The sequence below is a fragment of the Kitasatospora sp. GP30 genome (assembly GCF_029892145.1).
Taxonomy (GTDB): Bacteria; Actinomycetota; Actinomycetes; order Streptomycetales; family Streptomycetaceae; genus Kitasatospora; species Kitasatospora acidiphila.
In genome coordinates this window covers 1-13,476 of the sequence record NZ_JARZAH010000012.1, presented here as the reverse complement: position 1 = coordinate 13,476, position 13,476 = coordinate 1, and the positions used below count along the sequence as shown (strand labels likewise).

15 protein-coding genes and 1 pseudogene are annotated in these 13,476 nt (G+C 72.5%); 6 read left to right on the top strand and 10 right to left on the bottom strand.

All coding sequences use genetic code 11. From position 1 onward, the window contains the following. Window positions 1-300: 300 nt before the first annotated feature. Together P3T35_RS19050 and P3T35_RS19045 are read right to left on the bottom strand one after the other, a co-directional pair. Window positions 301-822 (bottom strand): annotated as a pseudogene (locus P3T35_RS19050) (pyridoxamine 5'-phosphate oxidase family protein); the annotation flags it as partial. A 65-nt stretch (window positions 823-887) separates the two neighbouring features. Then, entirely contained in the window at window positions 888-2,126 is a 1,239-nt protein-coding gene (locus P3T35_RS19045; RefSeq protein ID WP_180356305.1) for a globin domain-containing protein, read from the bottom strand. A gap of 372 nt (window positions 2,127-2,498) precedes the next feature. On the opposite strand from P3T35_RS19045, the gene P3T35_RS19040 reads away from it, so the two are divergent. Then, on the top strand, window positions 2,499-2,720 hold the full coding sequence (locus tag P3T35_RS19040; protein WP_143676723.1) for a hypothetical protein: 222 nt from the start codon (window positions 2,499-2,501) through the stop codon (window positions 2,718-2,720). Window positions 2,721-2,786: 66 nt separating this feature from the next. Here P3T35_RS19040 and P3T35_RS19035 read toward each other — a convergent pair whose 3' ends face one another. The 3 genes from P3T35_RS19035 to P3T35_RS19025 all read right to left on the bottom strand — a co-directional run bounded on the left by P3T35_RS19035 (window position 2,787) and on the right by P3T35_RS19025 (window position 4,286). Continuing rightward, window positions 2,787-3,329, bottom strand: a complete 543-nt coding sequence (locus P3T35_RS19035) for a GNAT family N-acetyltransferase (protein WP_101378812.1) — start codon at window positions 3,327-3,329, stop codon at window positions 2,787-2,789. 56 nt (window positions 3,330-3,385) lie between these two features. After that, window positions 3,386-3,901 (bottom strand): DUF664 domain-containing protein, encoded by a 516-nt coding sequence (locus tag P3T35_RS19030; RefSeq protein ID WP_348533421.1) that lies wholly within the window; start codon window positions 3,899-3,901, stop codon window positions 3,386-3,388. A 136-nt stretch (window positions 3,902-4,037) separates the two neighbouring features. Next, a complete protein-coding gene (locus P3T35_RS19025; RefSeq protein WP_101378811.1) occupies window positions 4,038-4,286 on the bottom strand; it encodes a hypothetical protein in 249 nt (82 codons plus the stop codon). Between the two features lie 10 nt (window positions 4,287-4,296). Between P3T35_RS19025 and P3T35_RS19020 the strand changes: the two genes are divergently transcribed. Continuing rightward, window positions 4,297-4,584 (top strand): hypothetical protein, encoded by a 288-nt coding sequence (locus P3T35_RS19020; RefSeq protein ID WP_280706953.1) that lies wholly within the window; start codon window positions 4,297-4,299, stop codon window positions 4,582-4,584. A 7-nt stretch (window positions 4,585-4,591) separates the two neighbouring features. Here P3T35_RS19020 and P3T35_RS19015 read toward each other — a convergent pair whose 3' ends face one another. Both P3T35_RS19015 and ligD read right to left on the bottom strand, forming a co-directional pair. Then, complete coding sequence (locus P3T35_RS19015; RefSeq protein ID WP_101378810.1) at window positions 4,592-4,804, bottom strand: hypothetical protein; 213 nt, start codon at window positions 4,802-4,804, stop codon at window positions 4,592-4,594. A 70-nt stretch (window positions 4,805-4,874) separates the two neighbouring features. Then, window positions 4,875-5,894 carry a non-homologous end-joining DNA ligase gene (gene ligD / locus P3T35_RS19010; protein ID WP_101378809.1) on the bottom strand — a complete coding sequence of 340 codons (1,020 nt, stop codon included), beginning with the start codon at window positions 5,892-5,894 and terminating at the stop codon, window positions 4,875-4,877. Window positions 5,895-6,096: 202 nt separating this feature from the next. Here ligD and P3T35_RS19005 point away from each other — a divergent pair, with 202 nt between their 5' ends. From P3T35_RS19005 to P3T35_RS18995, 3 genes are all read left to right on the top strand, one after another. After that, complete coding sequence (locus P3T35_RS19005) at window positions 6,097-7,014, top strand: diiron oxygenase (RefSeq protein WP_101378808.1); 918 nt, start codon at window positions 6,097-6,099, stop codon at window positions 7,012-7,014. Window positions 7,015-7,071: 57 nt separating this feature from the next. After that, complete coding sequence (locus P3T35_RS19000) at window positions 7,072-8,643, top strand: FAD-dependent oxidoreductase (RefSeq protein ID WP_101378807.1); 1,572 nt, start codon at window positions 7,072-7,074, stop codon at window positions 8,641-8,643. A 105-nt stretch (window positions 8,644-8,748) separates the two neighbouring features. Then, window positions 8,749-9,246 (top strand): HD domain-containing protein, encoded by a 498-nt coding sequence (locus tag P3T35_RS18995; protein WP_101378806.1) that lies wholly within the window; start codon window positions 8,749-8,751, stop codon window positions 9,244-9,246. 7 nt (window positions 9,247-9,253) lie between these two features. Here P3T35_RS18995 and P3T35_RS18990 read toward each other — a convergent pair whose 3' ends face one another. Beyond that, the gene (locus P3T35_RS18990; RefSeq protein WP_101378805.1) at window positions 9,254-10,420 is read right to left on the bottom strand and encodes an alpha-hydroxy-acid oxidizing protein; all 1,167 of its coding nucleotides are present in this window, start codon (window positions 10,418-10,420) and stop codon (window positions 9,254-9,256) included. Between the two features lie 9 nt (window positions 10,421-10,429). Then, a complete protein-coding gene (locus P3T35_RS18985; RefSeq protein WP_280706947.1) occupies window positions 10,430-11,752 on the bottom strand; it encodes a cytochrome P450 in 1,323 nt (440 codons plus the stop codon). Between the two features lie 187 nt (window positions 11,753-11,939). Here P3T35_RS18985 and P3T35_RS18980 point away from each other — a divergent pair, with 187 nt between their 5' ends. Then, complete coding sequence (locus P3T35_RS18980; protein ID WP_101378804.1) at window positions 11,940-12,296, top strand: hypothetical protein; 357 nt, start codon at window positions 11,940-11,942, stop codon at window positions 12,294-12,296. A 61-nt stretch (window positions 12,297-12,357) separates the two neighbouring features. Here P3T35_RS18980 and P3T35_RS18975 read toward each other — a convergent pair whose 3' ends face one another. Next, window positions 12,358-13,242, bottom strand: coding sequence for a DMT family transporter (locus P3T35_RS18975; protein WP_101378803.1), 885 nt, complete (start codon window positions 13,240-13,242; stop codon window positions 12,358-12,360). Between the last annotated feature and the right edge of the window lie 234 nt (window positions 13,243-13,476).

Here is a 13,476-nt window from a genome sequence, read left to right as displayed (position 1 = left end):
TGAGCTCGACTCCGGCCTGCCGCCTGACCTGGCGCCGAGCGCGGATCCGGCCCCAGCGTCCGCGGATCCGGCCTACCGCCCGCGCAACCCGCGCCAGCCGTCGCGAGCGGCGACGGCCGGGCGGCGGGCCCAGGACGGGGTGCGCTGCAGCGGCACCTGGGAGCGGCCCGGGGCGTCCGGTGCCTCGGTGGCGGGTTCGTACAGCGGCGCCTCGGCACCGGGTACGGCGAACGGCATCGGCTCGGGAGCGGGCTGGGTCGGCTCCGGGGCCGGCGGCTGCGGGACCACCGCGGAACCGGTGAAGTAGTCCGGATCCTTGGGGCGTTGGGAGCGCAGCTTGGTGCCGTGCGGTGCGGGCAGCAGATGCGGGATGTGCTTGGAGCAGTGGATGTAGGCCTCGTCCACGGACAGGTGCACCCAGAACTCCGCACGACGGCCGGGGGCGGTCTCCTGCGGCAGCTGCGGATAGGCGATGCGCAGCGCGTCGTCGGGGCGCAGGTGCGCCGTGCCGTTGACGTGCAGGCCGATCCGGTCGCCGCTGAAGTCCACGAAGAGCAGGCCGAGATGGGGATTCTCGGTCATGTTCCCGGCGCTCGCCATCACCCCGTTGCCCCGGTACTCGGGGTAGGCGAGGGTGTGGTCGTCCAGCACCTGCACGAACCCGGCCGGGCCGCCCCGGAAGCTGGCGTCGCAGTGGCCGTTGCCGTCGGCGGTGGCGATGAACACCATGGTCTGGCGGGCGATGAACTCCCGCATCTGCTGGGTCAGGCAGGGCCGCACCTGCCGCTCGTAGAACTGGGCGGCGCGCTCCGCGGTGCCCATGTGCTGCTGCAGCTGGTGCTCGCCGGCCGAGCCGAAAGCAAGCTCCGCGTCGATGCCGGGACGGGTCACGGCTGGTCCACCTCGTCGAGGGAGACGAACGGGTCGTGGTAGAGGCGCTCCAGCGGCATGCCGCCGCGCCGCAGCAGCCGGGCGACGCTGACGATCATCGAGGCCGGGCCGGCCAGGTAGGCGTCGTGGTGCAGCCAGGGTCCGTTCTGGGCAAGGGCGGTGAGCAGCTGATCACCGCTGTCGGCGGTCTGCTCGTCGGCCACCGCGGCGCGCACCGCGATCCAGGGGTGGCGCTGGGCGAGCTGGTAGAGGTCGTCGAGGTCGTAGAGCTCCTCCAGGGTGCGGGCGCCCACGAACAGGTCGATCGGACGCTGCGAGCCGTCCAGCACCGCCTGCTCGACCAGTGCCCGGATCGGGGCCAGGCCGGTGCCGCCGGCCACGCAGACCACCTTGTGCGGCACCGTGGGATCTATTCGCAACTCGCCGAGCGGCGGCCCGAGTCTGACCATGTCGCCGACCGTGGCGCGCCGCACCAGGGCGTTGCTGACCCGGCCGCCGGTGACCGCGCGCACCTGGAAGGTGATGGTGCCGTCGGGGCGCGGCGCGTTGGCGGGGGAGTAGTAGCGCCAGGTCTTGGGCCACCAGGGGGTGTCCATGCTGATGAACTGCCCACCGGTGTACGGGTAGGGCTGGTCGGTCCGGACGGTGATCTCGGCGAGGTCGCCGGCCCGGCGGCGGTGGCCGACCACCGTGGCGTGCCAGACGGCGGGCCGGTGCTGGGCGTCCTCGATGGCGGCCGAGTCCATGACCTGGGCAGCGGTGTTGTAGGCGGCGACCCAGGCGGCGGCCGCCTCCGGGGTCCAGGCCGGTCCGGCGAAGTGCTCCAGGGTGGCGAGCAGGCATTCGCCGACCGCGGCGTAGTGCTCGGTGACGGTACCGAACTTGCGGTGGTCGCGGCCCAGGTTGGCGCAGAACTCCGCCAGGTGCTGCGGGTCGTCGACGAGCTCGACGATCAGGAGCAGCGCACGCAGCAACCGGTCCTGCTGCACATCCAGTTGGGCGGGGAAGAGATCGCGGACGTCGGGGTAGCGCTCGAACAGGGTCGCGTAGAAGAACCGCGGCAGATCGGCCGCGCACGGCTCCACCGCCTCCCGGACCGACCGGATCAGAGCTACCTGACGACGCGTCAGTAGCTGGCCCGGTTCGGGTAGTTGTGGCCCGGCGGCGGTCCACTCGACGGTCGGCGGAGTTGCCGTGGCAACTTCGCCGTCGCGCTGGAGGGAGCGGAACTTCACAGTGCGGTTCTCCTGACCCGGTCGAAGCCCCCCGTGAGCTGCCGGTCTGCGGCATGAACTCGACAGATTCTGCCGACCGAGCCGGGCGGCGCCAAGGTCAATACCGTGAAAACTGTGTGAGGGTGGGCCGTTGGCGTGTTTGGCCGGTGACTGGTAATGACCGTCACGGGGAGCCTGGAGGAGATTCCGCAGGGTGAGGGCGGTCTTCGGTGGCGATGTGGGGAGGGGGTGGCGGCGGAATGCGAGATTCCGCCGTTCATGAGGGTGCGCGTTCAAGAATCTGCCGACGGAATTGGTGAGAGCCTTGTGGAGCAAATATGTGCGCATCCTCTGCGCCGGTCGCGCGTTTAACCAGGCATGAAGAAGCGCTGCATGCTTGCCGTCACCTCGCTCGCCGTCGGCGTCGCCGCCTCCCTGGCCGCGCCCAGTGCCCATGCCGCCGAGTCGATCGGCGACGGCACCACCCCGAACTTCACGGGCAGCCACCTGCTGCCCCTGCAGCTGGACGAACTGCTCGGTCACCACCAGCAGGCGGCCGGCGGCCAGCAGCCGACCACCAGCACCACCGGGAACCTGCTCCCGGGCCTGGGGTAGCGCACCGGATCGGGGCGGTCGTGCTGGATCAGGCCGGATGCGCCGTGATCGGACTGGTCTGCCGGATCAGGCCGATCGCCGGGCCCGCAGCAGCACGCCTTCCTGGCCGCTGAAGGTGATGCCCTGGAACTGCGGGCCGCGGCGGAGCTCGGTGAAGCCCAGCTCCAGGTGCATGTCGATCGACGCCGGGTTCGCCGCGGAGACGAAGCACCAGACGTCCGGGTCGTGCTGCCAGGCCCAGTCCATCCGCCAGCGGGTGAGCGCCGTCCCGATCCCGCGTCGGCGCCAGCCCGTGGCGACCGTCACGCCCACCAGGTAGTAGCCGGCCGGTGCGTGGTCATCGGGGTGCTCGGCCAGGTGCGCCGCCGTGGCGTAGCCCGCGAGCTCCTGCCCCACCCGGGCCACCACCACCGCGTTCCGCTCGCGGCCGACCGCGCGGCCGATCCGGGCTGCCCACTCGGCGACCAGGCCGCCCCGCGCGCTCGTCTGGAGCTCGGCGAGACCGGCCACATCGGCCGCGGTGGCCTCGGCGAGCGTCGGCTCGGCCGCGTCCGGGCGGGAGTGCGGTTCGGGCTGGTAGTCCGCGAAGACCGAGGGCGCGTCAGGCATGCCGGCGATCCTAGCGATCCGCTCACCGTGACCCGCCGCGGCCGGTATCGTCCCGCTCAGCTGCGGGCCAGGCAGCCGCGCACCAGGGCGGCCTGGCCGACGTGCTGGAGGTCGTCGGCCAGGGTGCTGATCAGCCGGACGCCCAAGGTCACCGGCGGCTCCCACATCGCGTCCACGACCCGCGCGTAGTCGCGCTCGTGCAGCCTGCCGAGGTAGTCCACGGTCTGCAGATGGGTCGCCTCGTAGTAGCCGGCCAACTGCTCGGCGGTGGCGGAGAACTTGCCCACCTGGGCGCTGGAGGCGCCGTAGCCGGTGGCCTCGGCCCGGTACGGCAGAGCGAACCTGCGCTGCCAGTCCTGGGCCCGCCACACCTCGGGCAGCTCGGCGGCGTCGGACACCTGGACGTCCTGGACCCGGCTGAGGTGCCAGACCAGCCAGCCGATGGAGTTGGTGTGGCCGTCGGGACCCCGCCAGGACAGCTGCTCGGGAGTGAGGCCGTCCAGCACCTCGGTCACCGCCTCCTGGACGCGTTCGAAGCCGTCGATCAGCAGCCTGGCGCTCGCCATCGTCATGCTCGCCCTCACTTCGCCGCCCGGGTGGTCCGTTCCAGCATGGCCGCACCCGCCCGCCCGGGCCCGCAGATCGCCGGGGCCGGGCGGATCATGCGCCCGAATGGCGGAGCTGCGCAGGATCGCCCCGGCCGCCGTCTCAGGATCGGGCGTCCGGCGGCGGATACACCTGCTGGTTGCCGTGCTGGACGGCGAACACGGTGCCGGAACCATGCGCCGTGTTGGTCTGTTCGGAGGCGACTGCCCGCCGCTCGCCTCCGAAACCGGTCACCAGCCGGGCGAGTTCACCCCGGGCGGTCGGATCCTGACCCAGGACGGCCGCCAACTCCCCCGACCAGCAGGCGAACAGGGCCTCCCGGACCTCCTCGGGGTCGGGTGCGTCCCGCACCAGTTGGGCGTTGTGCTCAAGCCGTGCCGCGACGGCGATCTGCCGGCCTCCCGCCCGTTCCGGTGACCAGTACAACGTCCGGATCGGCGGTGATGCCACCGGCCCGGTGGTGGTGGGCGGGGACAACCAGGTCGAGGTGACCAACCCGGCGCCGCCGAAGACCGACGGCGCGTCAACCCCGGCCGCCGATCCCGGCCAGCACAACATCGCCCGCGACCACGGCACGCTCTACAGCGGGCAGCACGGGGAGCTGCACATCCACCACCACGAGGACAGCGGTGCGAGCAGCGGTAGCTGACGGTACGTCAGTGACCTAGCGGCCCGGTGAGGTCGGTGCCCAGGTCGGCCAGCTTGGTCAGGTCGCCGAGGTCGGTGATGCCGCCCACCGGGATGCTGTAGGGGTGGCCCTGCTTGGACGGCATCGGGTCGGCGGTTGCGGCGGCGGCCGGGCCGATCGCCGCCAGCAGGGCGGTGGCCAGCAGGCTGGCGGCGGTGGTCGGGCGGGCGGCGGTGCGCATCGGGGCCTCCGGGGTTCGTGGGAAGTACCGCCTGGTGCAACGTCCGTGCCCGGTGGCGGTCACGCCCCTGTCACTCGGCCGGCTCCTCGCGGATCACCTCGGTGGGCTTCTTGTCGTCCCGCACGCCCAGGTAGCGCGGCTGGCGCAGCAGGCCGGCCTTGGTCCACTCGGTGAAGGCGACCTGCACCACCAGCAGCGGTTCGACCCAGTGCACCCGCGGTTCGCGCGGCGCCGGCTGGAACGGCGACTCGGGCCGGGTGGTGGCGTCGAAGTAGGTCCGCAGCGCCTCCAGGGTGCGGCGGTTGAAGCCGGTGCCGACCTTGCCCGCGTAGCGCAGTGCGCCGCCCTGCTGGTAGCCGAGCAGCAGGGCGCCGAAGCCGGAGCGGCCGCCGCCGGCCGGTTCGGTGAAGGCGCCGACCACGAACTCCTGGGCCCGCAGGCACTTGAGTTTCAGCCAGCCGTCGCCGCGCCCTGACCGGTACCGGCCCTCGGCGCGTTTGGCGATCAGCCCCTCCCAGTGCTGCGCGCAGGCCTCGGCGAGCAGCGTGGCGGCGTCGCCGGCCTGGTGCGGGGTGTAGCGGAGCGGTTCGGTGAACTCGACGGCCTGGCGCAGCAGGGTCTTGCGGCAGCGCAGCGGCAGCCGGGTGGTGTCGGTGCCGTCCAGCCAGAGCAGGTCGAAGAGGTGGAGCACCACGGCCACCCCGGTGCGGGCGATGGCGCGCACCTCGGTGAGGCCCATCCGCTGCTGCAGCAGGGCGAAGTCGGTGCGGTCGCCGCGCATCGCGGTGATCTCGCCGTCCACCACGAAGGCCCGGCACGGCTGGGCCAGCAGGGCGGCGACGATTTCGGGGTAGGAGTCGTTCAGCGGCTTGCCGGTCCGGGAGCGCAGCCACACCCGGTCGTCGAGGCGCAGGGCCAGTGCCCGGATGCCGTCCAGCTTGCGCTCGAACACCCAGCCTTCGTCGAATGACTGACGCTTCGTCAGTTCGGCCAGCATCGGCGGCTGGTCGATCAACTGCCGGGCCTGGTCGGGCGGAAGCGGGCGCAGCAGTTCGCGCAGCTGGTCGGGGAGCAGGGTGAGCGCGGACATCTGCCTTCGTCCTCGGCGGCGGTGGCCCTCACGCTAGCCGGGGGAGCGGGCGCGGCGCTGGAGGCGCGGCCCCGCTGTCGCTTTTGTGTCATGCGTTTTTGTGTCATGCGGGGGTCTGGCCGGGACCGGGTTCTTATTGTACCTTGCGTCTAATAAGGAATGGTGAAGGTGTTCGCACGGTGAAGGCATGCGGAGGGCGGTCATGGCGACGACCGGAACGGCGACAGGCAGACTCGGCCACACAACTGCCGACGAGGACGTCTCGCAGCGGCTGCTGGACTCGGCCGCGCAACTCTCCTACGACCCGGCCGTGGAGATCGACTGGGACGCCCCGCTCTCGCCCGACCACTACGGACTCAATCCCGAGTGGAGCACCCTCTACGGCACCCGGCTGTGGCGGGAGATGACTCATGAGCAGCGGATCACCCTGACCAGGCACGAGGTCTGCTCGATCATGAGCACCGGCATCTGGTTCGAGATGATCCTCCAGCAGATGGTGCTGCGCGACCAGTACCTCAAGAACCACGCCACCGCCGAGTTCCGGTTCGCCCTCACCGAGATCGCCGACGAGTGCCGCCACTCCATCATGTTCGCCCGCGCCTGCGAGAAGATGGGCGCGCCGGCCTACATACCGAACCGGCCGGTCGCCGAGGCCGCGCGCGCCTTCAAGACCCTGGCCGCCGGTGAACTCGCCTACGGCGGCATCCTGGTGGCCGAAGAAGTGCTCGACGTGATGCAACGCGACTGGATGCGCGGCGAGGACGTGCTGCCGATCGTCCGGGGCGCCTCGCGGATCCATGTGGTCGAGGAGTCCCGGCACATGAAGTTCGCCCGCCAGGAGATCCGCGAACGGCTGCGCGGCGCCGGACCGGTGCGCCGCCACAACTGCGCGCTGGGCACCGCGATCGCCGCCGCCGTGATCCTCTCCAGCATGGTCAACAAGCAGGTCTACGCGGCCGCGGGGCTCAACGTCGAGCGGGCGGTCGCCGAGGTCAGGGCCAATCCGCACCGCAAGGCGATGATGCGCACCAGCTCCGCCCACCTGATCCACTTCCTCGGCGAGGCGGGCCTGCTGACCCGCCCGGCGGTGCGGATCTACCAGAAGCTGCACATGATCTGACGGTTCGTCACTTCGAAACGCCACTGCTGCCGGACGGACCCGAGGACCACCGCCCCCATGGCCTACGCGATCACCCAGAACTGCTGCACCGACGCGACCTGCATCTCGGTCTGCCCGGTCAACTGCATCCACCCCACCCCCGAGGAGCCGGACTTCGGGCACACCGACCTGCTCTACATCGACCCGGCCGCCTGCATCGACTGCGGCGCCTGCGCCGACGCCTGCCCGGTGGACGCGATCTTCCCGGTGGATCGGCTGGCCGGCTCGCTGGCCCGCTACGGCGAGGTCAACCGCCAGTACTACCAGGACAATCCGAACACCCACGCTTGGGGCAAGCCGGAGTTCCCGCGCAGCGTCCCGGCCGACCTCGGCACCCTGCGGGTGGCCGTGGTCGGCACCGGTCCCGCCGCCGCCTACACCGCACAGGAGTTGCTGCGCACCGCCGGCGCCGAGGTCACCATGATCGACCGGCAGCCGATGGCCGGCGGGCTGCTCCGGCACGGCGTGGCCCCCGACCACCAGGCCACCAAGCGGATCGGCGACAGCTTCGCCCAGCTCTACCGGAACCCGCGGCTGCGCCTGCACCTCAACGTCGAGATCGGGCGCGACCTCTCCGCTGCGGACCTGGCCGCCCACCACCACGCCGTGGTCTACGCGGTGGGAGCCACCGCGGACCGCCGACTCGACGTCCCCGGCGAGGAGTTGCCCGGGGTGCTGGGCGCCGGCACGGTGGTCGGCTGGTACAACGCCGACCCGGACGTGCCGGCCGTCGCCGTCGACCTCAGCGCCGAGCGCGCGGTGGTGGTCGGCAACGGCAATGTCGCACTGGACATCGCCCGGGTGCTGCTCTCGGACCCGGAGCGGCTGGCCGGCACCGACATCGCCGACCACGCCCTGGCCGCCCTGCGCGGCAGCTCGGTGCGCGAGGTGGTGCTGCTGGCCCGGCGCGGCCCGGCCGACGCCGCCTACACCGCACCGGAGTTCCTCGCGCTGCGTCAACTCCCGGGCATCGCCGTGGTGGTGGCCTCGGATGAAGCGCTTCCCGAGGTGGCTGAGGGCAAGTCGGCGCTGCTGGACGGGCTGCCGGTCGAGGCGGTGGACTGGACTCGGCCCCCGCCGGCCGGCCGCCGGATCGTGCTGCGGTTCCTGGAGCGGCCCGCCGAGTTCTTCGGTCGGGACCGCGTCGAGGGGGTGCGGTTGGCGTCCGGCGGGCTGGTCCCCGCCGGGCTGGTGGTGCGGGCGATCGGCTTCCGCGGCGCGCCGCTGCCCGAACTGCCCTTCGACGAGGCCACCGGGACGGTGCCCAACCGCAACGGGCGGGTGGCGCCCGGGAGTTATGTCGCGGGCTGGGTCAAGCGCGGCCCGACCGGCGGGATCGGTGCCAACCGCGCATGCGCCCAGGAGACGGTGGACGCGCTGCTCGACGACGCGGCCGCCGGGCTGCTCCCGCCGCCACCCGGCAGCGCGGCCGACTTCGACCGCCTGGTCCGCCGCCGCTGCCCCGAGGCCACCGGTCTGCGCGAGCTGCGGGCGATCGACCGGCTGGAGCGCGAGCGCGGTGCGGCCGGCGGCCGGCCCCGGGTCAAGCTGGCGACGGCCGCCGAACTGCTGTCCGTGCGAGGCCGATAGACTGCTGTCCCTCGTCTGGGGCCCCACCTACAGTCGAGGTACCGGGAGTTCGACCGAGCGACCGGGCCGCTTGACTGCCGACTGGGCCGACCCGGGAGAGCCCCCATGACACTCACGGTTGCCGACGTCGACGCGCTCGCCGAGCGGGCGCATGCCGGTCAGCTGGACAAGATCGGCGTCCCCTACATCAAGCACGTCCGCGCCGTCGGGGACGCGCTGGCCTCGTTCGGGCCGCACGCGCAGATGGCCGGGCTGCTGCACGATGTGCTGGAGGACACCGACTGGACCGCCGAGGGCCTGCGGGCGGCCGGGGTACCGACAGTGGTGGTGGACACCGTGGTGGCCGTGACCAAACAGCCGGGGGTCTCCTACGAGGAGATGATCCGGTCGATCGCCGGCAAGCCGCGGGCCACCCTGGTCAAGATCGCCGACAACGCCCACAACTCACTGCCCGAGCGCGCCGCCGACCTGTCCGCTCCCGATCGCGAACGGCTCGCCGCCAAGTACCGGGCGGCCCGCCGGGTGCTCTGGCCGGCCGCCGGGAGCGTGGACGTGGCGGTGATCGTGGGGCGGGTCAACCCGGCCCTGCTGGTGGAACTCTGATGGATCGTCAGATCCGCCGCAGTGCACCCTCGGCGCGCAGCGAGTCCAGCGTCGGGTAGCCGTCCACCGCCATCAGCAGGTCGGCCTCGGCGAGCAGCGAGCGCAGCACGTGCACGACGCCGTCGGTGCCCGCCAGAGCCAGCCCGTAGACGTACGGGCGGCCGACACCCACCGCGGTGGCGCCCAGGGCCAGTGCCTTGACCGCGTCCGTGCCGCTGCGCACGCCCGAATCGAAGAGCACCGGCAGGCCGTCCGCCGCCTCGACCACGGCCGGCAGCAGGTCGAGCGCGGCCAGGCCGCCGTTGGCTTGGCGACCGCCGTGGTTGGAGCAGTAGATGCCGTCCACCCCGGCGTCCCTGGCCCGGCGCACGTCCCCGGGATGGCACAGGCCCTTGAGGATCAGCGGCAGGTCGGTGAGTGAGCGCAGCCAGGGCAGGTCGTCCCAGGTCAGGGCGTTGCGGAAGAGCTGGGCCCAGGTGAGGATCGCAGCGCCCGGATCCTCCTGGGGAGCCTTGGCGAGCCGGGAGCGGAACACCGGGTCGGAGAAGTAGTTGGCCAGGCAGTGGCCGCGCAGCTGCGGGAAGTTGCCGGTCGACAGGTCGCGCGGCCGCCACCCGGTGACCCAGGTGTCCAGGGTGACCACGATGCCCCGGAAGCCGGCCGCTTCGGCCCGGTGCACCAGGCTGGCCGCCAACTCCCGGTCGGTGGGCGTGTAGAGCTGGAAGAACCCCGGGGTGTCGCCGAACTCGGCGGCCACCTGCTCCAGGGGATCGACGGTCAGCGTGGAGGCGACCATCGGCACCCCGGTGCGGGCGGCGGCCCGCGCGGTGGCCAGGTCGCCGTGCCCGTCCTGGGCGCACAGTCCGACCACCCCGACCGGGGCCATGAAGAGCGGCGACGGCAGGGTGTGCCCGAACAGTTCGACGGACAGCTGCCGCTGGGTCGCGCCGACCAGCATGCGGGGTATCAGACCCCAGCGCTGGAAGGCGGCGGTGTTGGCCCGCTGGGTGGACTCGTCACCGGCCCCGCCGGCCACATAGGAGAACAGCGAGGCGGACAGCGTGCCCTGGGCCCGGTCCTCCCACTCGGCGAACGTCATCGGCAGGCTGGGCAGCACCCCGCCGAGCGCCGCGAGGTAGATCTCGTCCTGGTAGGTGCCGAACTGCTGTGCCATGGCGGATCGTCATCCTCCGAAGTCGGCGGCGGCCGTGACGACCGCCGGGGTCGGGCCGTCGGGGCGGACGGTGATGCTGTAGGCGGCGCGGGGCGGCGTGCTGCGGAACGCCACGGTGTAGGCGGGGAGCAGCTCTTCGAGTAGCGCCACCGACTCGCGCAGCGCGAACTGCATGCCGAGGCAGGCGCGCGGGCCGAGGCCGAACGGCAGATAGGCGCCGTGCTCGGTCGGGCGGCCGCCGGGGCGGGTGAACCGGGTGGGGTCGAACCGCTCGGGCTCCGGCCAGCGGACCGGGTCGCGGTGGGTGAGGTACGGGCAGACCAGCAGATCGGTGTCGGCCTCGACGGCGAAGCCCGCCACGGTGTCGGCCGCGGCGGTCCAGCGCGGCAGGATCCACGCGGACGGGTAGAGCCGCAGCGTCTCGTGGACCAGGGCCTGGATGGCCTCCCGGCGTTCCGGCGAGCCGGCGGGACCGGCCGACAGCGCCTGCTCGCGGGCCTCGGGATGGCGGTCGAGCAGCAGGTAGAGCCAGGTCAGTGTGGTGGCGGTGGTCTCATGCCCGGCCAGCAGCAGGGTGACCAGCTCGTCCCGGATCAGCTGGTCGGTGTACTCCGGCCGTTCCGCCGAGGCCTCCAGCAGCACCTGGAGCAGGCCGGGGCCGTCGGGGCCGGGCGGCTGGGTGCGGGCGGTGTCGATGGCGCGGTGGGCGATCGCGTCGATCCGCTCCAGGAAGGCGGCCACCGCCTCGTGGGCCTTGACGGAGTCGTCGGGCAGTTGCGGCAGCGCCGCCACCACGGTCCCCACCAGCTCCAACTCGGCCTCGGTGGTGGCGTCCAGCTCGAACCCGGTGAGTGAGCGCCAGATGGTGTCCAGGGCGAAGTGGCGCATCTCGGTGGCGAGGTCCAACTCCTGGCCGGTACGGGCGTAGCCGGCCCAGCGGGCGGCGGTCACCCGGGCCGCCTCGGCGATCCGCTGCTCGTAGCGGCGCATCCCCTGGCCGGTGAACTGCGACTGCAGCAGCCGTCGTTGGCTCTTCCAGGCGTCACCGGTCGCGGACAGCACGCCGTCACCGATCAGCAGTCGGGCGCGGTGCGAGCGCTTGACGTAGCGGTCCGGGTGCTGGGCCAGCACATGCTGGACGGCGCGCGGTTCGGTGACCAGCACGGTGGGCCTGGCGCCGCCGAGCCGGACCGCGGCCAGGCCGCCGACCTGCTCCCGGGCCAGCGTCAGCAGCTCCACCAACTCCCCGCCGCCGGTCTGCCAGCGGGCGATCTCGGCGGGATCCAGCTCGGGCACAGGGGTGTTCGGCGGGGCGCCGGTTTCGGTGGCCACGGGGTGCTCCTGTTCGGCCGCTGCGGGCGGGTTCTGACGGACCGTCGACCTCACGGACTGTACGCGATCGGGCGTCTCCGGTGACAGCCTCCCTTTCGACGGGGCGGGAGGGGCACTCAGTGCCTTGCGCACTGGCACTCAGTGCCATAAGGTCTCCGCACACTGGCTGAATTGGAGGGAACGACCCGTGCAGCAGACGCTCACCCCCGAAGCCCCCGTCGACGACGAGACCGTGCTCCACTACCGCCAGTGCCGCTGGTGCAGCTCGCCCACCGAGCACTACCGGCTGCTCTGCCCGGTGTGCGGATCCACCGACATGGCGGAGCTGTGCAGCACTGGCGAGGGCGTGGTGCGCCGGATCGGCGCGGTGGCCCGCTCCCAGGTGCTGGAGCACCGGATCCGGCAGAACTGCGCGATCACCCTGGACGAGGGGCTGACCATCACCGCCGTGGTGACCGCGAGCCGCTACGAGGTGATTCCGGTCGGCACCCGGGTGCGGCTGCACACGGCGGTCGGCGACACCGCGGAGTTCCGGCTCGCCTGACGGAACCGCCGGGTCCTTCAGGCCGTCAGGCTCAGACGGCGGCCGGCACCCCGCTCGCGTCTCAGACGGCCGCCGGCACCCCCCGCTCGCTAGGGTTTTCGGCCATCCCGTCGGCCAGCGGGGAGCGGGACAGGCCGATGCAGCCGGCCAGCACCACGCCCATCGCGAGCACCTGCGGGACCAGCCACCAGCCGGTGCGCAGCGTCTCAGCGAAGAGCGTCACACCGTAGCTGGTACTGATCAGCGCGTCACCGATGCTGAGCATCGGCTGCGAGGCGGCCAACGACCCGGCCTGCAGCGCGTTCTGCAGCACGAAGAGCGAGCCCACGCCCATCGCCGCCGTCGCATAGATCTGCCACCCGGTGAACAGCGCGCCGGCGCCATGGTCCAGGCGGGCCATCGCGTCCTTCATCAGCGCCGCGGTCAACGCATATCCGCAGGCCGCCGCCAGGCCGAGGGCGGCTGCCCGGGCGTTGCCGTGCACTTTGAGCCCGATGCCGAGCGTGACGACCAGGAACAGCCCGGTGGCCAGCAGCGCCACGGGCCAGGAGCCGGGCGAGACCGAGGCGTTGCCGCCGCTGGGTGCGGCCGCCATCAGGAAGAGCGCCAGCCCGACGGCCACCGCGGCTATCGCCAGCCAGACGTGCCGCGAGAACCGCGAGCCGTGGAACAGCAGACCACCGAGCACCAGGGTGAACGGCAACTCGATCACGAAGATCGGCTGGACGATCGCGATCGGGCCGGTGGCGAGCGCCACCGCCTGGCAGACGGCCGCCACTATGCTCATCGCGATCCCGCCCAACCAGACCGGTCGGCGCAGCAGATCGCGCAGCAGCTGGAAGCGCAGGGCGTCTTCCTCCGGCGCGGTGGCGGCGGCTCGGCGCTGCAGCACCGAGGCGGTGCCGTTGCTCACGGCGGTCAGCACGGCGAACAGGATCGAGATCATCTCTCCATCATCCGCCGTCGAACGGTGTGTTGCGGCCCGGTTTTTAATGATTCTCTGAGGAATCACCGCTCTCTGGCAGGTCGGCGAACCGGAACGGCGCTGCTCACTCCGGCTGCGGGGCCCCGCCCGGCGGTCCGGACCGCCGGGCGGGGCCCCGGGGGCCCCCCCCCGGCCCCCCCCGCCCCCCGGGGGCGCCCCCCCCCCCCCCGGCGCCGCCGGGCGGGGGGGGCCCCC